Here is a 21,282-nt window from a genome sequence, read left to right on the forward strand (position 1 = left end):
ATTAGGCCTCTAACCTAAGCGCGCGCTTCGGACAGACTCTTACCGCCGCGCTCGCTTGCTCTTTCAGCTCGGCCCCGAACTCGTCCTTCAGGACGACCAGTTCGTCATCGTCGTTCAACTCGAAGATATCCGGCGCTTCCACCGAACAGACGCCATTGCCGTCACACAATGCCCAATCCACCACGACCTTCATGCCAGTTCCTTGACTTTAACGAAAAGACTGTTCCAACCCCATTGGAAGCTCGATGGCAGACGGGTGGAACGCGACATATCGAAAGCATAGGATTTCACGCGCCGTAAAAAGGCGTCGACAAGGACGCGCAGCTCGAGCCGCGCGACATGCGAACCGATGCAATGATGCTGACCAAAGCCGAAGGAGATCACCTGATCGATTTCCCGATTCCAGAGGAATTCGTCGGGCCGGTCGAATATGCGTTCGTCTCGCGCTGCCGATCCGAATAGCGCCAACACCCTCTGGCCCGGGCGGATGTGCTGGCCAGCGACAACGGTCTCTTTGTGACAGGTCCGGGCAAACCATTGCGCGGGTGCGCAAAAACGAATGAATTCCTCGATCGCGATCGGCACACCCCCGGCAAGGTCGGCCTGCACGGCGGCGAGCTGTTCTGGATGACTGGCAAGCTCCATCAGCCCGTGCGCGGTGATCTTGGGTACAGTCTCCGTACCTCCGACGAACACGCAGATACCCTGCATCGCGACCTCTCGATCGGTAAGCGGACGCTCTTCGAAGCGGTAATTGATGAGTCCATCGACCAGTGGCACCGATCCGTCCGCACCCGCCGCGCGGCGGCGCTCGACCGATGGCTGGATCAGCGCGACAAGGTTATCGACCAGCTTGGTCAGGTCCACACCGCCTGCTTCAGGATCGGACACCGTCACTGCGTTGACGGCGTTGCGCACCTCAACAGCCTGGCTCGCCGGCATGCCAAAGAAATGACAGGTGATGGCTGCTGCGACGACGCCGCCATAATCCTGGGTAAGATCAAACTCGCCGCGCGGCAGGAGCGCATTGAGACGTTCCTCAGCAAGATCGCGCACCATGTCCTCAATAGAGAGCACGCTTTTGGGTCGCAGCGGCTTGATCTGTGCCTTGCGGATCTGCTCGTACCATGGATAACCGAGGTTGGAGCTGCGCGGCAATGGGTCCATCTCAAGTGGCGGCGGCGCCTCTTCGTGATGAACAGATGCCAGCAGCGAGGGGCTAGGCAATGTCTGTTCCGAGGCGATGAAGACGTTGTCGCCCTGACTCATCAACTCGATGATGTCATCGAACCGCGAAAATACGAAGGTGTCGTATTTTGCCGCGTAATAGACAGGATGGTTCGCGCGCAATTCCTTGTACCAGGGAAGCGGGTTCTCCATCACTTCTGGCGCGAACGGATCATAGGCGAACGGCGCGTTCATCAGGCGGTCTCTTGCGCGAACGTCTCGACGCGAACCTGAAGGTTGCGCAGTGTCAGGACGTTGATGTTTTCAGGCTCCCAGTCGAGCGGGCCCTTGTCCATGATCTCGAAATCCTTGACGCGCTTGAGCCAGTGTTGAAGGAACACCTGGCCCTCAAGTCTCGCCAGTGCGGCACCGAGACAGAAATGCGCGCCAATCGCAAAGGCCAAATGCCGAGCCGCATTAGGGCGCTCCACATCGAATTCGTGCGGATCGGGGAAGACGCTGGGATCGTGATTCGCCGCGTTGAGAAATAGCAGCGCCATCGAGCCTTTGGGGATCGTCTTGCCACGAAGCTCGACATCCGCGGTAGTCATGCGCGTGATGACCGGTGCCGGCGCACGGTAGCGAAGAATTTCGTCGATCGCCTTGGGTATCAGATCAGGATTCTCGCGTAGCTTCTCCAACTGATCCCGGTTTTTGTCTAGGATGACGAGAGAGTTGGAAAGCAGGCCTTGGGTAGTCTGGAACGCGGCAAAATAGGCGAAGATCGCCATCTTCTGCAGCTCCCACTGGGTTAGCTTCTCGCCATCCGCCTCGGCTTTGATCAGGCCGGTCATCATGTCCTTGCGCGGGTTTTTCCGACGATCTTCGAAGATCGGGTCGAACAATGCGCAAAGCTGATTGTACGCCTTCTTGCCAAGCGCGAGCTGCTCGTCGGACACCGGCATGCCAATATAGTGGCTCATCGAATTCTCGATGTCGCGCGTAAGCCCGTAATAGAGTTCGCGGTCATCGTCGGGCACGCCCATCATCTCGGTAATCATCGCCTGCGGCAGCGGCGTTGCATAATCGGTGAGGAAATTGAATTCGCCCCGCGGCAGGACTTTGTCGAACAGGGCCGCCGATGTCCGCTCGGCATAAGGACGCAGGCCTTCGATCACATTGGGGCGAAACGCCTGGCCTGCCAGACTGCGCAACCGGGTATGCCGTGGCGGATCGATTCCGACCAGCGTTCCGGTCGCGAAATAGACTTCGCGCTGTTCCTCCGGCATGCGGTCGAAACGACGCTCGATGGAGAAGGGATCGCCGTCGTTGCGCAATATGTGATTGATGTCCTCATAGCGAAATACACCCCACGCCTGAATATCCGGCAATTCGGCGACCGGATGATTCGCGAGCATGTGATCATACCACGGATAAGGATCCTGGCGTCCTTCGGGGGTCCACAACGGATGCTGTGCAACATCCGAAGGGTGCGCATCGTGCGATCGGGAAAATATTTCGGTATCGCCCATTACTGCCTCTCAACGACTGGTGTATCCGCCGTCTACGGGGAGTGCGATACCCGTGACGAACGAGGAATCATCTGACGCAAGCCACAAGGCGGCGTGCGCGACCTCTTCGGGCTCGCCGGCACGGCCCATCGGTACCGACGCACTGACTCCGGTGCGAACGCGCTCGTCGAGTTCCCCTTGCGACAGCGTTTCGCCCGGTTTGGCGAAGAAGGTCGGCAGCATCGGAGTATTAGTCGGCCCTGGACATACGGCGTTTACGCGAATTCGCTCTTTGGCGAAGCGCTGTGCCAGTCCCATCATCATGCCGATGACGGCGAATTTCTGCGCGGAATAGATCGGGCTGTAAGCAGATCCGACAAGACCGGCTGTCGACGCCGTGAATATTATGGAACCACCGTCTGCGTTCTCACGCAGCAATTTCGACGCCTGTCCGCTGGCGACCAGCGCCGCGGTGACGTTCACCGCGTGGCTGCGGTCATAGGCGTCCATGTCGAGATCCTCGACGTCCACCGGGCAGGCGATGCCCGCATGGTTCCATAAGATATCGACGCCACCCAATAATTCAGCCGCGTCATGGACCAGCTTTTTCGCCGCCGACAAATCGCAAAGATCGACGACCAAGGCGTGGGCTTCCGCGCCGTGTTCTCGCAACTCCGCTACTGCGGCGTCGAGCGCTTCTCGGTTGATGTCGACGAGCACGAGCCGTGCACCTTCGCGTGCAAACAAGCGAGCGCCGGCAAGCCCCATCCCGGATGCCGCCGCCGTTATTATCGTTCGTTTTCCCGCCAGTCGCAACGCCCTCTCCTCAACTTGCATATTGGTTCGGAAACTGGCCGGTCAGGTTCACCGCCGTCGCCTTGGTCTCAAGATAGCTATCCAAGGCTTCTATGCCGTTCTCGCGGCCCCATCCCGATTGCTTCATACCGCCATAGGGAATCGGAAAACGTATGAAGCGATAGGTGTTGATCCATACGCTCCCCGCCTCGATCTGGGCGGCGACGCGGTGCGCGCGGCCCAGATCGCGGGTCCACAGTCCAGCGGTGAGTCCGTAATCGGTATCGTTTGCGATCGCGACAGCTTCTTCTTCCGTGTCGAAGGGAATCAGCGCGGCCACCGGGCCAAAAATTTCATCGCGAGCGATCCGCATCGAATTATCGACATCGGCATAAACGGTCGGCTTGACATAATATCCGTCAGCCAGGTCCCCGGCGATCATCCTTTCCCCGCCCGCGACCAAAGTCGCGCCTTCATCGCGCGCAACATCGAAATAGGACATCGTCTTTTCGAGCTGGGCGGTATGCGCTTGCGGTCCCATATGGGTTTGCGGGTCCATCGGCTGGCCAACCCGGACCATCGCCGCGCGATCGCGGAATGCGTCGCGAACCTTCGTATAAATCGACCGCTGCACCAATACACGACTGCCCAGCGCACAGCTTTGCCCGCATACCGCCCAGGCGGAAGACGTAGCGGCGTTTATCGCCATTTCGATATCGGCGTCCTCGAAAATAATATGGGGAGCCTTGCCGCCCAATTCGAAGGTGAAGCGCTTGAGAGTGGGCGCGCCGAGCACCAGCAATTTCTTGGCTGTCGCGCCTGATCCGGTGAACGAGATTTTATCAACCCCGCGATGCTCTACAAGCCGCGACCCGCCCCCATTGCCATATGCTGGCACCACGTTGAAAACGCCCGGCGGAATACCCGCTTCCTCGGCTATCCGTGCCAAATAAAAGGCGCCGACCGGGGTGATTTCGGATGGTTTCAAGATGACCGTGCACCCCGCCGCCAAGGCCGGTGCGATCTTGAGATTGGCAAGAAAACTCGGCGCGTTCCATGCGGTGATCGCGCCGACCACACCGACCGGCTCGCGTGTAGTATAGACGTGAACGGACGGATCCATCGGAATCGTCCGGCCACCGAGCTTGTCCGCCAGTGAGGCGTTCCACCACCAGATCTGACCATGACCCGGAAATTCGGGCTTAGTGTCGCGGATCGGGCGTCCGGTATCGCGCGACTCAACGTAGGAAAGCGTGTCCGCTTCACGCACGTAAAGTTCGGCGAAACGCCGCAGTAGCCCCGCCCGTTCGGCGACCGGCATTGTCTTCCACTTGCCCTTCCTCGCGTCACCCGCGGCATCAATCGCGCGGTCCATGTCAAGGGCGCCACCGAAGGCAGCCGTCGCCCATGTTTGACCGTTGGCCGGATCAACCGATTCAATCACGCCGCCGTCTATCGGCGCAACCCATTCGCCGCCAATGTAGAGCCGATCTTGCGTGGTCGATACCATCAGAAACCCTGTCCTAATTTCCAGATCGGACGACTGAATGAATCTCCGATCCGTCAGAGCCCTTCTGTTTTCTGTTGACAATCGTGTCAAGGGTGTTCGACAAAAGGAGCATGGAAAACGCCGATGAATTCCATGCCGAGTTTGGCGTTGGGCTTGCGGAAAATAGGGGATACCGTTCGTGCAATGGGTAACTTACGAAGTCGACGATGATGGCATCGCCGTAATTTCGATGAACCGGCCCGAGCGGCTGAACGCCTGGGGTTCGGAGATGGCAAGCGACCTGAGCGAGGCGTTCGAACGCTATAATGGCGATCGTTCTGCTCGCGTTGCGATCCTCCGTGGCGAAGGCCGTGCATTTTGCGTCGGCGCGGACGCCAAGGAATATACCGAGCGTCAAGGCAGCTGGTCTAGCCAACCCCGTGAAGAGATGGGAATCTTCGGCCAGGGAAAGCTCTTCAAGCCTGTGATCGGAGCGATCCAGGGACATTGCCTCGGCGCCGGACTAATTCTGCTGGCGGTACGCTGCGATATCCGCATTGCCGCAGACGACGCTCTCTTCGGACTGCCCGAAGTGGCTGTCGGCATCGTAAATTGTGAAGTGCCGCTTGCCAACCAAGCGATTCCGCTGTGCTTGTTGATGGAAATGTCGATGACCGCCGAGGCGATCGACGCCAATCGCGCACTGGCCCACGGCATGGTCAACAAAGTTGTACCCGGCGAACAGTTGCTGGAAGAATCGATGAAGATGGCGCGCACAATCGCGAAGCAGTCGCCGCTAGCAGTCAGGCTATCGAAAGAAAATCTGCTCAGTGCTGTCGCGGTGACGGACGAGGCCAAGGCGAATGAAATCCGACTATATAACCTGTCGTCGCATTCCGCCGATGCGATAGAGGGATTTCAGGCCCATACCGAGCGTCGCGATCCGGTTTGGCGGAGCTGAATCCGTGAGCGAGACTGATCCTATGCCTCGCGTCGGCATGAAGCCGTTTTCAGGAATCAAGATACTCGATCTGACCCACGCGCTGGCCGGGCCCTTTGCGACCCAGCTGCTGGCCGACCTTGGCGCCGATGTGGTCAAACTGGAAAACCCGAACCACCAGGATTTCTCTCGTTCGATCCCGCCGTTCGCAGGCGATCATAGCCATTATTTTCTAGCGATAAACCATGGCAAGCGCAGCATTGCCGCAGATCTTCGTACTGAAAACGGTAGGCGCTTGGCGTTCGAGCTTGCCGCAAAGGCCGATGTACTGATCGAGAATTTCCGTCCCGGCGCTGTAGATCGGATGGGACTGGGGCACGAGGCGGTGAGCGCGGTCAATCCCGCGTTGATCCACTGCTCTATCTCCGGCTTCGGTCAAGAGGGCGATGGATCGAAAAGACCAGCCTATGACATCGTAATTCAGGCCATGTCGGGCTTTATGAGCGTAACCGGGGAACATGATGGCGCACCGCTACGCAGTGGCGTTTCGATCGGCGACATGGTCGCCGGACTATACGCCGTGCAAGCGATATCGGCGGCGTTATATGAGCGGGAAAAGACCGGACAGGGCGCCGCTCTGGACGTCTCGATGTTCGACGCCTTGGCTAGCATGCTGTCCTATTATGTTACCCTTGCGCAAGTGTCCGGACGATCGCCTCAGCCAAACGGCTCGCGCCATGCCACGATCGTGCCGCTCGGCAGCTACCGCGCCAGCGACGGCTTCATCGTCGTAGCTGCTACGACGGACGCCTTCTGGCGTAATCTGACAAAAGCGATTGACCGCGAGGACCTGCTTTCCGACAGGCGGTTCGTCGATCTGGCCAGCCGGCAGGAACATCGAGAAGAACTGGCAAAGATACTGGAAGAGACATTCTTGCAGCGCTCCGTAGCGGACTGGACGGAGAGTCTCGACAAACACGACGTACCCAATGGGCCGGTGCTCGACATCCTGTCGTTGATCGATAACCCGGTCGCCGTCGAACGCCAGTTGTTCCGACCCGTCGAAACAACCGTCGGCGATGTGATGGTCACCCGGTATCCGGTGATCGATCGATCGATCGGCCTGCCGGAAGAAAGGCGCGACACGGCACCTGCACTGGGTGAAAACCGTGCGGACGTCATCCGTGATTGGCTCGGCCGCGAGCCAGCGGTTGAAGAGGGCACGACGTGAGCGAAAACATCTTTTCGACCTTCGCGAAGGCTGCTGCCCGAAATCCTGAGCGAACGTTCCTCGAAGGTCTGGATTACGCCTTCCGCTATGGCGAGATGCTCGATTACTCTGCGCGCGTCGCGGGTGCGCTGCGTGAGGCCGGGCTGAAGCCGGGTGACCGGGTCGTCGTGCAGGTCGAGAAATCTCCCACTTGTGTATGGCTATACCTAGGCTGTCTTCGTGCCGGCATCGTCTTTGTACCGCTCAATACCGCTTATACACCGTCCGAAATGGCCTATTTCATTGAAGATGCAGAACCGGCGCTAATAATATGCACGGCAGCCGCTCTTAATACCCTGCAGACACCAATACGAAGCTGGACGATCGAGGCGGACGAATCGGGCACCTTCGCGGAAGCTTGCGCAGCGGCGATTCAGGACGAAACCATTGCTCAGCGTATAGACGGCGACGTCGCGGCGATTCTCTATACCTCCGGTACAACCGGACGTTCAAAGGGGGCCATGCTCACGCATGGCAATTTGTTCTCGAACGTCACCGCGCTGAACGAAATATGGCGCTGGCAGGACGACGACGTCCTTTTGCATACACTCCCCATCTTTCATGCACATGGGCTGTTCGTGGCGCTGCATTGCTCGCTTTTCCGCGCAACGACCGTATTATTCCGACCGAAGTTCAAAGCCGAGCAAGTTCTTGCCGATTTGCCGAAGGCAACCGTCTTCATGGGCGTGCCGACTTTTTACGTACGCCTGCTCAAACTCGATGGGTTCGACCGCGATCTCACGCGCCATATGCGGCTTTTCATATCCGGTTCTGCACCTCTGAACGAGCCGGTTTTCGAAGCCTTTGAGGCGCGAAGCGGTCAGCGCATACTCGAACGGTACGGAATGACGGAAGCGTTGATGATCACCTCCAACCCTTATGAAGGCGAGCGGGTGGCCGGAACCGTTGGCATGCCGCTTCCCGGCGTTTCCGCGCGGATCGAAGAAGCCGCCGGCGACGGACCGGGCGTTCTGGAAATCGCCGGCCCCAACATATTCGCTTCCTACTGGCGTAATCCGGAAAAAACGGCCGAGGCGTTCACCGCTGACGGATGGTTCCGCACTGGCGACATTGCCGAGATCGATTCCGACGGACGCATCCGGCTGATCGGACGGTCCAGCGATCTCATCATCACCGGTGGCTATAACGTATACCCCAAAGAGATAGAAATCTTGATCGACGATGTGCCGGGCGTCGAGGAGTCGGCGGTCATCGGCGTCCCGCACCCCGATTTCGGGGAAGCGGTCCTAGCCGTCGTCGTGGCGCGCGGCGAGGATCCGGAACTGACGGACGCAATCTTTCAGGCTCTCCGTCCCGAACTTGCCGCGTTCAAGCTGCCCAAACATATCGTGATCGTTCGCGAATTGCCCCGGAACGCTCTCGGCAAAATAGAAAAAGCGGCGTTGCGTCGCCATAACGTTAACGCTTTCACGGTAGCATAAGCGTGGCGAGCATCGCTCCTCTTTCGACAAATCCTGCCGATAAGGCTACACCGCGTTACGCTTGGTACGTCGTCTCCGCGCTGCTCGTCGTCTCGATCCTCGGCTATCTCGACCGGCTAATCCTCAGCTTCCTCATTGAGCCGATCAAAGCAGAGCTGGGCCTTACCGATACCCAAATCGGACTTGTCACCGGCTTGGCATTCGCCCTGCTGTACGTCGTCGCCGGAATTCCGATCGGTCGGCTCATGGACACTCGTAATCGTGTTTGGGTGCTGTCCTTTTGCGTACTCATATGGTCAGTGGCTACTGCCGCCAGTGGGCTTGCGGGAGGATTCATCTCGCTATTCCTGGCGCGCGTCTTCGTCGGTGCGGGAGAGGCAGCCGTGAGTCCCGCGGCGGTTTCGCTGATCGGCGATTATTTCCCGCCTAACAAGGTTCAGCGCCCGCTCGGCATATTTACCGTGGGCCTGTATGCAGGCGGCGGCCTAGCGCTGATCCTTGGTGGCCAATTGATCGCGTTTCTTACCGGGCTCGACGGCACGAGGATTCCCGGTCTCGGCGTATTCTCGGCATGGCGCACGACCTATTTCATTCTTGCCCTACCCGGCATCTTCATTGTCGCCCTGCTCCTATTGTCGGTTCGCGATCCGAGACGTCGGCACCTCGCCGCTTCGAAAAAGGCAGAGCACACCGATGCGTTCGCTTTCTTTAAGGCGCATCGTCGCCTTTTCTGCCTGGTGCTTGCCTCGGTGATCATGTGGGGCTTTAACGGCTACGGGCTGCTTAACTGGTATCCCGCGATGCTGATGCGTTCCTATGGCATGACGACCCAGGAAGTCGCATGGAGCTTCGGGCCGGCTTTTCTACTGGGCGGCGTTCTAGGGGCGATGAGCCTGTCATTTTGGACCCGGCTCCTGCTGTCTCGCGGGCGAAACGATGCGGTATTCCTGGTCGCGACGGCGAGCATGGCCTTGATGACGCTGTCATCGACCGCCGGCCCACTTATGCCGACTGCAACCGGCGTGATCGTCCTATCGTTCGTCAACTTGTACGGATCTTCGCTCACGGTCGCTTCCGCTTATGCGATCATCGCCACCGTTACGCCGGGCACACTGCGCGGACTTTATACCGGCGTCTACATGTCCGTCATGAACATTACCGGTGGCGCATTCGGCGCAGTGATCGTGGGAGTGCTGGCCGATTATGTAGTGGGTACGGAAAGGCTCAACCTGGCGCTGGTCATCGTCGCGCTGGCATTCGGCCCCGTTTCGTCTCTGCTGATGTTCCTGGCGGCGCGAGCATATCGCCGCGCGCCGCCAACCGTCTAGAAGGAGGAAACAATGCGTATTGTGGTGGATACAAAACGCTGCATCGGCGCGGCGGCCTGCGTGATGGCGGCAGACCAGATTTTCGACATCGACGATGAGGAAGGCGTGGTCAAGCTCATCCGCCAACCGCGACCGGACGAAGCCGAACAGGTCCGCGCCGCAGCCACCGCTTGCCCGACGGGCGCGATTGAAATCGTCGAAGAATAAGGCGCGGATCGACCGCACAGGGAGATTGAATAGATGGATATCGATCTTTTCGGACCGGAAACGGTGCAGAATCCGTGGCCAGCCGTCGATCGCGTGATCGCGGAGGGGCCCGTCGTCCGGAATGACCGGGTCGGCGTGTGGATGATCAGCAGCGACCGACTGTGTCGCAAGATTTTCCTCAATACCGAGCGCTTCACGCTGGAAGGCGCGATCGGCACAACAATCTTCGGGGCGGAAGCCTTCATAACGATCGACGACAAGAAGCGTCACGATGCACTGCGCGGCATATGGGCGGTCGCGTTTCAACGCGCTTCCCTAGAGGCCATGCGACCGGTGATCGCGGAGATCACCGACCGGATGCTCGATGCCGTCGAAGAACCGCTAAAGGACGGAGAGACAATCGATGCGGAGCATATGCTCTGCCGGGACCTGCCAGCCTATGTCATCGCGCACATGCTCGGCGTTCCGCCGGAGATGCGCCCGAGCATTGTCCAGTGGAGTGACGAGATCGGTCACGCCGTCGGCCTGCCGAATAATACGCCGCACGACGATCCGGTCTGGGTTGCGGCTAAGGAGGCCAAGCAACAACTCGCCGACTATATGCTCTCGCAAATAGAGGATCGCTACCGCAATCCGGGCGACGACCTCATCAGCCAGATCGTCCATTCCGAAATTGGCAAAACATTATCCAACGAGGCCCTGATAGCGAACAGTCGCCAGCTGCTCTTCGCCGGGAACGAAACGACGGCGAAATGGCTTGGTCACAGCCTGGTGACATTGGCGAAGTTTCCAGAGGTACGCGACGAGATTGCACGGGACCGAAGCCTGATCCCGCAGGCGCTCGAAGAAATCATGCGCTGGGAACCGGTCAATATGAGCCTGCCGCGCCTAGTACGCGGCGGCGATATCGAACTGGCAGACGTTACCATCCCCGACAACGCGGAATTGATGGTACTGGTCGGTGCCGCGGGTCGCGATCCCGCCCGGTACGACGACCCCGCGACATTCGATATCCATCGCGAATACAAGGCTCATATGGGTTTCGGTTTCGGAATGCACAGCTGTCTGGGCGTAACCTTGGCGCGACTGGAAGCCGATGTGGTGATGAATCATGTGCTCGATCGCATCCCGAATTTCGCGATTACAGGCCCAGTGGAATATGGCGCTTTTGCATTTCGCGGACCGACCGCGATCCCAATGGCGCTGCAATGAGCGATTTTCGCACTGTGGGATCCGAACTCAGCAACGCCGGGCGGTGGGGCGCCGACGATCGTATCGGTACGTTAAATCACATCACACCGGCCCGGCGTGCGGCGGCGGCGGCTTTGGTGCTTACCGGCCGAGTGTTCGATCTGGCTATCGATATCGGGCGGCCTGGAATCCAGCGCGCCGGCGGCGTGCGATCCAATCCAGTCCATCTGATGCGGCTGACCCCGCTCGACCGCATCGACCCACTCCACAATACCTGTATTGCTGACGACCATATTTCGATGCCGTTGCAATCTGTGACGCAATGGGACGGGTTGGGACATGTCGGATATGACGACATGCTCTACAATAATATTCCGGCGAGTTCGATCACGACGCTCGATGGATCGCGCGAATTGTCGATCCATCAGATCGTCGCCGCCGGTGTCGCCGGGCGGGGCGTATTGCTGGACATCGCGCGGCATTGCGGAGTCGATCGGATGGAAGCCGGCGATATCATTACGCCGCAAATGCTGGAAAAAGCGGAGCAAAACCAAGGGGTCTCGGTGGGTGCCGGCGACATCCTGCTGCTGCGCACCGGCTGGATCCGACATTTTACGGTCGATGGCGATGCCGAAGCCTATTGGCGCGGTGAGCCGGGGATCGGGCTGGATGTGGCGCGGTGGCTATACGAACGCGATGTCGCCGCGATCGCCTGCGACAATTGGGCGGTGGAATCCAGCCCGGTCGATCGTAGTGGTGGTCTGCCTGTCCATCCGGTTCTCATCCGCGATATGGGCATGACGCTCGGCGAGATTTTCCTGCTTGAGGAACTCGCCACCGATTGCGCGGCGGACGGCGTGTGGGAATTCCTGTTCGTCGCGCCACCCCTGAAAGTGGTTGGCGGCGTCGGCTCCCCGATTACACCGCTCGCGATCAAGTAGGATGAGCGCCTTCTCGCTTGGGTTGCGGCGAGAGCCAATCGGAGTCGATGGTTATCGCCGTCGTGCGCGATCCGCCTTGCCGGCAATGGCATGGGCATATCTTGACGGGGGCGCCGAGGATCATGTGACGCTCGACGCGAATATCGCGTCGTTCCGTCGCTGGCGCCTGCGACAACGCGCGTTGGCCGGCGTGACGCAACCCAATTTGTCGACACGCATCGCCGGAACGAAGGTCGCATTACCCGTGGCGCTGGCGCCGGTCGGACTGACGGGATTTCTGCGATGGAACGGCGATGTTGCTGCAGCGCGGGCGGCTGAGCGTGCGGGAACGCGACTGATCCTCAGCACCGGGTCGTCATGGTCGCTTGAGGAAGTGGCCGATGCGACCGAGTATAACCACTGGTTTCAACTGTACCCTTACGGGAACAAGGCCAAGGTTACCGCGCTGCTGGATCGCGCGACCGCTGCTGGATATGATGCGCTTTTCGTGACGGTGGACGTACAAGCGCGCGGCAACCGTGAAAGTGAGCGGGCGACTGGCATGGGGGTGCCGTTGCGCCTGACGCCGCGAGCGGCGATTGATTTTGCCCGTCATCCGCGATGGACCTGGAATTTGTGGCGTCACGGCCGAGCGGCAGCGATACATTACAAGGAAATCGGGTCGAGCGGCGTGGCTGCCGCTGCGCAGTCCGTCCGTACGCAGGACCGCTACATGCAAAGCGATCTGAACTGGGACGACTTGGCGGCCATGCGGGAACATTGGCGCGGTCGGCTGTACGTCAAAGGCGTGCTCGACGCCGATGACGCGGTGCGATGTATCGATACCATCGGTGCCGACGGCGTGGTCGTTTCCAACCATGGAGGCCGCCAGCTCGATCGGGCGGCCGCGACGATTGATGCGCTTCCTGCGATTGTCGATGCGGTTGGCGGGCGCGGCGCAGTCTATCTGGATGGCGGCATTCGTCGGGGCAACGATGTCGTAACCGCACTGGCACTCGGAGCGGACGGTGTGATGATCGGACGTGCTTATGCTTATGGTCTCGCAGTCGATGGCGAGCGCGGCGTGAATAAGATACTCGCCGGCTTTGCAGACGACATTCGCCGTACCCTGACCCTAATGGGTTGTCCCGGCGTCAGCGCGCTGGACCGAAGCTGGATCATGCCTGCTCCCCCTTCCCCCGACATCTCCGGAGAGTGATTTCATGCCCCACCCGAATTTCGTCGCTGCAGGTCCCGCGAAGCCCCGGTTCGGCGGCTGGGTTACGTTCGAGAGTTTTGCGCTGGTCGAGCAGCTCGCCAGCCTGCCGTTCGATTATCTCGGGCTCGATACCCAACATGGAATGCTCGACGTGCCGACCGTGGCGCGATTGCTTTACGCTGTGCCGATCGATGGCCTGCCCACGATCGTCCGCGTACCTGCCAATGACGCCGCACAAATCGGAAAGATTCTCGACTGCGGCGCTGATGGGGTGATCGTACCGATGGTCAATACCGGCGAAGAAGCGGCCGCAGCGGTAGCAGCGTGCCGCTATGCGCCGGACGGCATCCGCAGCTTTGGGCCCGTTCGTCGTCATATGGGTCGTGATCCGGCGGTTCTACAGGAACGTGTCGCGTGTTTTGTCATGGTCGAAACTGTCGAGGCCATGCGCAACATTGAGGAGATCGTTCGAACGCCCGGTTTGACTGGCATCTATCTGGGGCCGGCGGACCTTTCAGTCAGCATGGAACTTCCACCGGTCAAAAGTCCGACCGACCCTGCGCTTCGAGAAGCGCAGCGCACCGTTGCGAAAGCCTGCGCTCGAGCCGGTATCGTCGCCGGTGGCCATGGCCTTTCCGCCGCGCATGTGGCGGAAATGAAAGAAGATGGCTTCGGCCTGATCAGCCTGTCCGGCGACAAGGGCTATCTTCTAGCCGGGGCCACCGCTCTGCTCGATCAGTGTCGTGACGGCTGATCAATATCCCTTGAACTGGGGCTTGCGTTTTTCAGCAAAAGCCTGCGCGGCCTCCTTATGATCTTCGGTGAACAGCGTCGCGAGTTCATAGCCGAGACCTGCATCCAGCACCAGATTAAGCTGCTGACGAATCTGCTTGTTGATCGCAAGTTTTGTCCAGCGAACCGCCCATTTCGGGTGGCGTAGCATCCTGCCGGCCATCGCACGCGCCTCATCGATCACCTGATCGGCTGGCACCGCGGCATTGCCCAGGCCACTCGCCACTGCTTCCGCTCCGGTGATCAATTTACCCGTCATAAGGAATTCCTTTGCGCGCTGCGGTCCGACCATCAACGGCCAGACCACTGCGCCGCCGTCCCCGGCGACCAATCCCGCAACAACATGAGTATCGCCGATCCGGGCATCTTCGGCGATAATCATCGCGTCGCATAACAGCGCGATCGTCGCCCCCAGCCCCGTCACGTCGCCATTGACCGCAGCAATCACCGGCTGCTGCAGGTCGAGGATGCCGTGCATAATCCGGCGATTGCCGGCGGGAATTGAAAGTGCGTGATGCAACCCTTCTTCAGTCCCTGCGCGGTCGCGCATTTTCTTGATGTCGCCGCCCGATGAAAAGGCGCGTCCTGCGCCAGTGACGATGACTGCATCGACATCGGGGTCCGCATCGATGACCGCCCATATCCGTTCAAGTTCCTTGTGAACGTCGACATTAATCGCATTTAACGCCTCCGGCCGGTTGATCGTCACCGTGGCGATACGTTCGTCGATTGCGATCCGCAGATGCTCGAAAGATTTATAACGGCTCATACGGAAAGCTCCTGTTGAAATTCGGCTTGGTCGAAGGACGATTATCGCGAGCGTAAGAAACTTGACATATCAGTCAAATTATTTCCGCAAAGGAGCAATTGTCGGGCAGGGAAGCGCGATATTTCCGAACGGTATTTGCGCGCTCGCTATTTGGCTATCGCATCGAGTTCGCGGGCGACGGCTTCATGATAGCCGTCAATTCCGGCAGGCTGCGCACGCGCGATCAGTAATTCGTCGGGTATACGGACACCGCGCGGCAATTCGGTCGTCAAAGACCGGTGAAAGATCGTCTTTCCTTCGCCGGCTGGCGCAAAGCTGTAGACGATCGTCGTGATGCCATCGACGCCGCCGGTGCCGTCCGCTTGCTCCCCGATCCGGTCGATTTGCTGGATCGCCCATTTTCGGGGACGTTCGGCGATGATGAGCGTCCAGGTCGATCGGCAGCTGAATGTGTCTGACACGGAAACAAGTTCTGTCCAGTTATCCCCGATCTTCAGGGGGATCGATAACTCGCTCGACGTCCCCGCGCTGCCCTTGAACGTCTTTGGCCAGTTATGCGGATTGCTGACGAAATCATAGATTGCCTCGGGAGAATGATGGAACAGCGTCTGCGATTCGGCGGTGAACGATCCCATGCGATTTTCTCCTTACGCGGCATATCGCCGCTTGCGCCCCAAACTTCTCTAAGTTATCAATTTTGTCAAATGTGTGCGATGTTCGCATCGCCGATCAACACGTAAATGTGAAGATTTGACCGGTTAAATTGTGCTGGAGCGAGCAAAAATTATTGGGCTTCAACAGAATGGAAAGGGATCACGCGCTTGGCCTTCACTGCCCATAGAGTTCCACCGGCGAAAGCGACAGCCCAACTCACCCGATCGCATCTAGATCAAGAGAGATGGTTCGACAGATAACAGAGTTTCAATGAAAATGACCTATGAGCAGAAAGCCGCGCTTGCATGACGCTTTCTATGCCCGCGCCGGATCAAACGACACTCTCTCGCCGCAGCGAAATCGTCGCGGCGCTCCGGGAAATCGTTTCCGATGAAGCCGTTATCGATCAGCCGGAGGCGCTACGAGTTTATGAATCGGATGGATTGAGCGCTTATCGCCAGCCACCGATGGTGGTCGTCCTGCCGGAGACGAGCGCCCAGGTTGCCGCCATATTGCGCTGGTGCCAGGCGAATACGGTAAAGGTCGTGCCCCGCGGCGCAGGCACTTCGTTGTCGGGCGGCGCGCTGCCACTTGCCGATGGCGTCCTTCTCGGCATGGCCAAATTCAATCGCGTGCTCGACATCGACCTTGATGATCGGACCGCAGTGGTGCAGCCGGGGGTGACCAACCTTGCCATAACCCGCGCTGTAGAGGATTCCGGCTTCTATTATGCGCCGGATCCGTCCAGTCAGATCGCCTGCTCGATCGGCGGCAATGTCGCTGAAAATTCGGGCGGCGTACACTGTTTGAAATACGGCCTCACCACCAACAATGTGCTGGGTGTCGAACTGGTGCTGATGGACGGCGAGGTAATACGTCTCGGCGGTCGTCACCTTGAACCTTCGGGTCTGGACATGCTCGGCATCGTCGTCGGTTCAGAAGGGCTGCTGGGTGTCGTCACCGAAGTTACCGTGCGGCTTTTATCGCAGCCACAGTCGGCGCGCGCGATGCTGATAGGCTTTCCGAGCGTGGAGAGCGCCGGCCAATCCGTCGCCGACATCATCGCCGAGGGGATCATTCCCGCAGGTATGGAAATGATGGACCGACCGGCAATTCACGCCGCAGAGGCGTTCGTCGAAGTAGGCTATCCGCTCGACGTGGATGCGCTGCTGATCGTCGAACTCGACGGGGTCGGGGCCGAATGCGACTTTCTGATCGAGGAGGTCGAAAGGATCGCATATGCGGGCGGTGCCGTATCAGTCCGGGTTTCCACCGACGAGGCGGAGCGCACGGCATTCTGGGCCGGACGCAAGGCAGCTTTCCCCGCCGTAGGCCGAATTGCCCCCGATTATTATTGCATGGACGGCACCATCCCGCGGCGCAAACTCCCCGAAGTGCTGGCCCGAATGGAGGAATTGTCGAACCATTACGGGCTTAAGGTGGCGAACGTCTTCCACGCCGGTGACGGCAATCTGCACCCTTTGATCCTGTACGATGCGAACCTGCCTGGCGAACTCGACCGTGCCGAGGCGTTCGGCGACGACATACTTCGCCTATGCGTTGCCGTTGGCGGTGTGCTTACCGGCGAGCACGGCGTCGGTGTCGAAAAGCGCGATTTGATGCCGTTGATGTTCTCGGACATCGACCTCAAGCAGCAACAGCGGCTGAAATGCGCCTTCGATCCCGATCTTCTGCTCAATCCGGGGAAGGTATTTCCTCAGCTCCACCGCTGCGCCGAACTCGGCCGCGTCCATGTCCATCGCGGGCAAACGTCGCATCCAGAGCTGCCGCGGTTCTGAAACATGCCATTGAGCCATCTCCCCAAAAGCCTGACCGAATTGCGCGAAGTGATTGTCGGCGCTGTCGCAGACAATCAGCGCCTCGACATTCGCGGCGGTGGGACCAAGGCGACCATCGGTCGTGAAACGCCGGAATCCGCAATCCTCGATATGGGCGGTTTCACCGGCATCGTGGACTATGACCCTGCCGAACTGGTGCTGACACTACGCGCCGGCACGCCGCTTGCCGATGTGCAGGCGCTAGTCGCAGCCGAAGGCCAGATGCTGGCTTTCGACCCGTTCGACCATGCCGCATTGCTTGCCGCATCACCCGCACGGGCGACAATCGGCGGCATCGTCGCTGCCGGTGTCGCCGGGCCGTTGCGCATATCGGCGGGCGGCGCGCGCGATCACGTGCTCGGTTTCGAGGCGGTATCGGGTCGGGGCGAGCGGTTTGTCGCCGGCGGGCGCGTCGTCAAGAATGTGACCGGTTACGATCTCTCCAAGCTTATCGCCGGAAGTTGGGGACGTCTGGTGGCGCTGACCCAATTGACACTGAAGGTATTACCCAGACCACGTACGGTTGCGACGCTGTTGATACCCGGACTCTCGGCCCCGGCGGCTGTTTCGGCGATGGCGCGCGGAATGGGATCGCAAGCCGAAGTATCGGCCGTCGCGCATCTGCCGGACAGTCCGACAGGCCCTGTGACTGCCCTGCGCATACACGGTTTCGCGGCGTCGGTCGACGCGCGCTGCGCGATGCTCGACGACCTTTTTTGCGACCTTGGCCCGCTCGATCGCCTCGACGAAGCAGCTTCGATCGAATTCTGGCGCGATGTCGCGCTGGCTGCGCCGCTGCCGGCCGCTAAGCCGCTTTGGCGGATCGTGGCACGGCCGCGCTGCGCTCCTGCACTGGTCGAAACGGTATCCGGCTCCTGGATGCTGGACTGGGCTGGCGGACTGATATGGCTCGCCAGCGACGCCGATCCTGCCATCGTTCGAGCCGCGGCTATCGATGCGGGAGGGCATGCTGTGCTGATCCGGGCGAATGCCGAGATGCGCAAGCGCGTTCCCGCTTTCCATCCACAGCCGGACGGCGTGGCGCGTCTGGAAGAGCGAGTGCGGCGCGCATTCGACCCGGCCGGCATTTTTGAAACGGGGCGGTTCTGATCCAATGCAGACAAATTTCTCTTCCGAAGCCTTGTCGGACCCCGCTCAGGCTGCATCCGAAGCGATCATCCGCAAATGCGTGCATTGCGGATTTTGCACGGCGACCTGCCCAACCTACGTCCTGCTAGGTGACGAACTCGATAGTCCACGCGGGCGCATATACCTCATCAAGGACATGCTCGAGAACGAGACGACACCGACCGCAAAGGTGGTCAAGCATATCGACCGTTGTCTGTCGTGCCTGTCGTGCATGACCACCTGCCCGTCCGGGGTGAATTACATGCACCTTGTCGATCATGCGCGAACTTATATCGAACGCAGCTATCGCCGACCTTGGCACGAACGATTCTTACGCTCGTTGCTTGCCGCTGTCCTTCCCTATCCCCGCCGTTTTCGCGCAGCGCTCGCGCTGGCACGTCTCGTGCGCCCCTTCGGGCCGCTACTCGCACGAAGCGCTATGACAAGACCTGCTGCTGCAATGTTGGCACTTGCGCCCGGTCGCATATCTTCGCGAAGCACAGCGCATTCGGGCAACTCCGCGGGGACTCGCGGGCGGATCGCACTGCTGCAAGGCTGTGCCGAACCCGTCCTGCGGCCTGAAATCAGAGCGGCGACCGTTCGCGTGCTTGAACGCGCCGGTTATGAGACGGTGTTTGCTTCCGGCGAGGTCTGTTGCGGCGCACTGACCCACCATATGGGCAAGGAGCGTCCGACACTTGCCGCCATTCACCGCAACGTCGATGCATGGACGCGGCTCATAGAAGAAGGCGGCCTGACAGCGATCGCGGTTACCACATCGGGATGCGGCACCATGATCAAGGATTACGGCTTCATACTGCGCGACGACCCTGACTATGCCGATCGCGCCCGTCAGGTTTCGGAAATGACAAAAGATATAAGCGAACTGCTGTTGGACGCTGATTTGTCCGAAGGCGACGGTCGCGGGCTTGTCGTGGCCTATCATGCCGCCTGCTCGCTTCAGCACGGACAGCGCGTTAGCGAGGCGCCGCGCCGCGTCCTCACAGCGTCGGGTTACGCCGTGCGGACACCCGTCGAGGCGCATTTGTGCTGCGGATCGGCGGGAACATATAATATTTTCCAGCCAGTGATCGCAGGACAACTAGGCGATCGGAAGGCCGCCAATCTCGATCGGCTTGGCACCGATGTGATCGCGACCGGCAATATCGGCTGCTCCCTGCAGATCGGCGGACGCAGCATTACCCCTGTCGTTCATCTCATTGAACTCGTCGATTGGGCGACCGGCGGCCCCTGCCCTGCTGAGCTTGCTCATCTCGCCACCGAAAGGATTGGTTCATGACCATCTCCCTCGAACAAGCCAATATCGTCACCTCCGCCGCACTCATGGAAGGGCGCAAACTTGCGCTCAAACCCTTGAGTGTCGCCGTGCTTGACGCGGGGGGACATCTCATCGCCTTCGCCCGACAGGATGGTGCATCGACGCTCCGCCCACAGATCGCAATGGGGAAGGCGGGGAGCGCGCTGGCGCTCGGCGTATCCAGCCGAACGATCGCACAGATGGCAACGGATCGGCCGACCTTTATCGCCTCGATGGGCTCGATCAGCCCGCTGGGTGTAATTCCGGCCGCTGGCGGCGTGTTGATCCGCGATGAATGCGATCGCGTCGTTGGCGCCATCGGTGTGACTGGTGACACGTCTGACAACGACGAACTGTGTGCGTTGGCAGGAATAGCCGCAATCGATTTGGTGCCGGACCGATGAAAGCCAGCACGGTTATGTCAAAAATCCATCGCTGCTCAAGAGTTCCGGTGTGACCCTTTATAAAGCCACACAGGCTCTGGCAGGGCGAACCGCGCTGATCACTTCCGCCGACGCGTATATGGGACCGGCGATCGCCGAACGCTTCGCCTCCGAGCAGATGGAACTTGTCCTCGACAATGGCGACTATCTGACCGATCCCGACGAGCCGGGTAGGATTGTCGCGGCGGTGGACGAGTTGGACGTGCTTGTCGTCAATTTGATTCCGCGTGATCTTCGCTCGCAATCCGCGGACGCAGTAACCGAAAAGGAATGGAACCGCGTTTTCAATGCTCTTGTTCATCCAACCATGCGCTTCGTTACCGCGGCGCTTCCAAGAATGATCGAGCGGCGATGTGGCAAGATCATTGTGGTGACCAGCACCGCTCCGTTGAGACCCAGGCATAATCGTGCCGCCTATTCCACTGCTCGCGGCGCACAGAACGCGTATGTGGAAGCGGTAGGTCGCGAAGTGGCGCGCTATAATGTGCAGGTTAATGCGATCGCGCAAAGCTATGTCTATGGCGGCTTTCCCCGCGATTATCTCGATGATCCCGACAACCGCGAGGCCGTGCTTCGCGACGTGCCCGCACGACGCCTAGCCGAAGGCGCGGAACAAGCAGCGCTTGTTCGCTTCCTCGCCTCCAACGAAAGCGATTTCATCGTCGGCCAGACCATCGCATTCAGCGGCGGCTGGGTGACCCGATGACTTCGGTCGCGACCGAACGGGTTAGAGATCAATCGAACCGGGGGATGAGCCGGTCCTTTTGAAAGCGTGCAAAACACATGCGCTCCATATGCTTTCGCACCTTGCAAGAGCGTTACGTGACGCAGATGCGAAGCGTCATGCAGCAATGGCATGAA

The 21,282-nt window shown here is 59.7% G+C and carries 21 protein-coding genes; 14 read left to right on the forward strand and 7 right to left on the reverse strand.

The genetic code is table 11. The annotated features are described in order from the left end of the window. Position 1: 1 nt before the first annotated feature. The 5 genes from ACOQPC_RS14695 to ACOQPC_RS14715 form a co-directional block, all read right to left on the reverse strand. Complete coding sequence (locus ACOQPC_RS14695) at positions 2-193, reverse strand: ferredoxin (RefSeq protein ID WP_420606455.1); 192 nt, start codon at positions 191-193, stop codon at positions 2-4. After that, on the reverse strand, positions 190-1,422 hold the full coding sequence (locus ACOQPC_RS14700; protein ID WP_420606456.1) for a cytochrome P450: 1,233 nt from the start codon (positions 1,420-1,422) through the stop codon (positions 190-192). Before ACOQPC_RS14700 ends, ACOQPC_RS14695 begins: the two co-directional genes overlap by 4 nt. Beyond that, positions 1,422-2,585: a cytochrome P450 gene (locus ACOQPC_RS14705; RefSeq protein WP_420606457.1), complete on the reverse strand. Its 1,164-nt coding sequence runs from the start codon at positions 2,583-2,585 to the stop codon at positions 1,422-1,424. The genes ACOQPC_RS14700 and ACOQPC_RS14705 overlap by 1 nt, the downstream gene beginning before the upstream one ends. A gap of 123 nt (positions 2,586-2,708) precedes the next feature. Continuing rightward, entirely contained in the window at positions 2,709-3,494 is a 786-nt protein-coding gene (locus ACOQPC_RS14710) for an SDR family NAD(P)-dependent oxidoreductase (RefSeq protein ID WP_420606458.1), read from the reverse strand. Between the two features lie 10 nt (positions 3,495-3,504). Beyond that, entirely contained in the window at positions 3,505-4,983 is a 1,479-nt protein-coding gene (locus ACOQPC_RS14715) for an aldehyde dehydrogenase (protein ID WP_420606459.1), read from the reverse strand. A gap of 178 nt (positions 4,984-5,161) precedes the next feature. Here ACOQPC_RS14715 and ACOQPC_RS14720 point away from each other — a divergent pair, with 178 nt between their 5' ends. The 9 genes from ACOQPC_RS14720 (at position 5,162) to ACOQPC_RS14760 (ending at position 14,233) form a co-directional block, all read left to right on the forward strand. Further along, positions 5,162-5,923, forward strand: a complete 762-nt coding sequence (locus ACOQPC_RS14720; protein WP_420606460.1) for an enoyl-CoA hydratase/isomerase family protein — start codon at positions 5,162-5,164, stop codon at positions 5,921-5,923. Positions 5,924-5,927: 4 nt separating this feature from the next. Next, entirely contained in the window at positions 5,928-7,133 is a 1,206-nt protein-coding gene (locus ACOQPC_RS14725) for a CaiB/BaiF CoA transferase family protein (RefSeq protein WP_420606461.1), read from the forward strand. Beyond that, positions 7,130-8,614, forward strand: a complete 1,485-nt coding sequence (locus ACOQPC_RS14730) for an AMP-binding protein (RefSeq protein WP_420606462.1) — start codon at positions 7,130-7,132, stop codon at positions 8,612-8,614. Before ACOQPC_RS14725 ends, ACOQPC_RS14730 begins: the two co-directional genes overlap by 4 nt. A gap of 2 nt (positions 8,615-8,616) precedes the next feature. Further along, positions 8,617-9,942, forward strand: a complete 1,326-nt coding sequence (locus ACOQPC_RS14735; protein WP_420606463.1) for an MFS transporter — start codon at positions 8,617-8,619, stop codon at positions 9,940-9,942. Between the two features lie 12 nt (positions 9,943-9,954). Then, on the forward strand, positions 9,955-10,149 hold the full coding sequence (locus ACOQPC_RS14740) for a ferredoxin (RefSeq protein WP_420606464.1): 195 nt from the start codon (positions 9,955-9,957) through the stop codon (positions 10,147-10,149). Between the two features lie 141 nt (positions 10,150-10,290). Next, positions 10,291-11,361 (forward strand): cytochrome P450, encoded by a 1,071-nt coding sequence (locus ACOQPC_RS14745; protein ID WP_420606465.1) that lies wholly within the window; start codon positions 10,291-10,293, stop codon positions 11,359-11,361. After that, positions 11,358-12,281, forward strand: a complete 924-nt coding sequence (locus tag ACOQPC_RS14750) for a cyclase family protein (RefSeq protein ID WP_420606466.1) — start codon at positions 11,358-11,360, stop codon at positions 12,279-12,281. Before ACOQPC_RS14745 ends, ACOQPC_RS14750 begins: the two co-directional genes overlap by 4 nt. 124 nt (positions 12,282-12,405) lie before the next feature. Then, positions 12,406-13,479: an alpha-hydroxy acid oxidase gene (locus ACOQPC_RS14755; protein WP_420606467.1), complete on the forward strand. Its 1,074-nt coding sequence runs from the start codon at positions 12,406-12,408 to the stop codon at positions 13,477-13,479. Positions 13,480-13,483: 4 nt separating this feature from the next. Then, entirely contained in the window at positions 13,484-14,233 is a 750-nt protein-coding gene (locus ACOQPC_RS14760) for an HpcH/HpaI aldolase family protein (RefSeq protein ID WP_420606468.1), read from the forward strand. Here the strand turns inward: ACOQPC_RS14760 and ACOQPC_RS14765 are convergent, their stop codons facing one another. Together ACOQPC_RS14765 and ACOQPC_RS14770 are read right to left on the reverse strand one after the other, a co-directional pair. Continuing rightward, positions 14,234-15,040, reverse strand: coding sequence for an enoyl-CoA hydratase/isomerase family protein (locus ACOQPC_RS14765; RefSeq protein WP_420606469.1), 807 nt, complete (start codon positions 15,038-15,040; stop codon positions 14,234-14,236). A gap of 146 nt (positions 15,041-15,186) precedes the next feature. Then, the gene (locus ACOQPC_RS14770; RefSeq protein WP_420606470.1) at positions 15,187-15,675 is read right to left on the reverse strand and encodes an SRPBCC family protein; all 489 of its coding nucleotides are present in this window, start codon (positions 15,673-15,675) and stop codon (positions 15,187-15,189) included. Positions 15,676-15,999: 324 nt separating this feature from the next. Here ACOQPC_RS14770 and ACOQPC_RS14775 point away from each other — a divergent pair, with 324 nt between their 5' ends. From ACOQPC_RS14775 to ACOQPC_RS14795, 5 genes are read left to right on the forward strand one after another with little or no spacing between them, the layout of a single operon-like run. After that, a complete protein-coding gene (locus ACOQPC_RS14775; protein WP_420606471.1) occupies positions 16,000-17,493 on the forward strand; it encodes an FAD-linked oxidase C-terminal domain-containing protein in 1,494 nt (497 codons plus the stop codon). Between the two features lie 9 nt (positions 17,494-17,502). Then, entirely contained in the window at positions 17,503-18,642 is a 1,140-nt protein-coding gene (gene glcE / locus ACOQPC_RS14780; RefSeq protein ID WP_420606472.1) for a glycolate oxidase subunit GlcE, read from the forward strand. Between the two features lie 4 nt (positions 18,643-18,646). After that, a complete protein-coding gene (gene glcF / locus ACOQPC_RS14785; RefSeq protein ID WP_420606473.1) occupies positions 18,647-19,960 on the forward strand; it encodes a glycolate oxidase subunit GlcF in 1,314 nt (437 codons plus the stop codon). Then, on the forward strand, positions 19,957-20,382 hold the full coding sequence (locus tag ACOQPC_RS14790) for a GlcG/HbpS family heme-binding protein (RefSeq protein WP_420606474.1): 426 nt from the start codon (positions 19,957-19,959) through the stop codon (positions 20,380-20,382). The genes glcF and ACOQPC_RS14790 overlap by 4 nt, the downstream gene beginning before the upstream one ends. A gap of 49 nt (positions 20,383-20,431) precedes the next feature. Next, positions 20,432-21,127, forward strand: coding sequence for an SDR family NAD(P)-dependent oxidoreductase (locus ACOQPC_RS14795; RefSeq protein ID WP_420606475.1), 696 nt, complete (start codon positions 20,432-20,434; stop codon positions 21,125-21,127). Positions 21,128-21,282: the final 155 nt, after the last annotated feature.

The organism is Novosphingopyxis sp. (assembly GCF_965218915.1).
In the GTDB taxonomy this organism is placed as follows: domain Bacteria; phylum Pseudomonadota; class Alphaproteobacteria; order Sphingomonadales; family Sphingomonadaceae; genus Novosphingopyxis.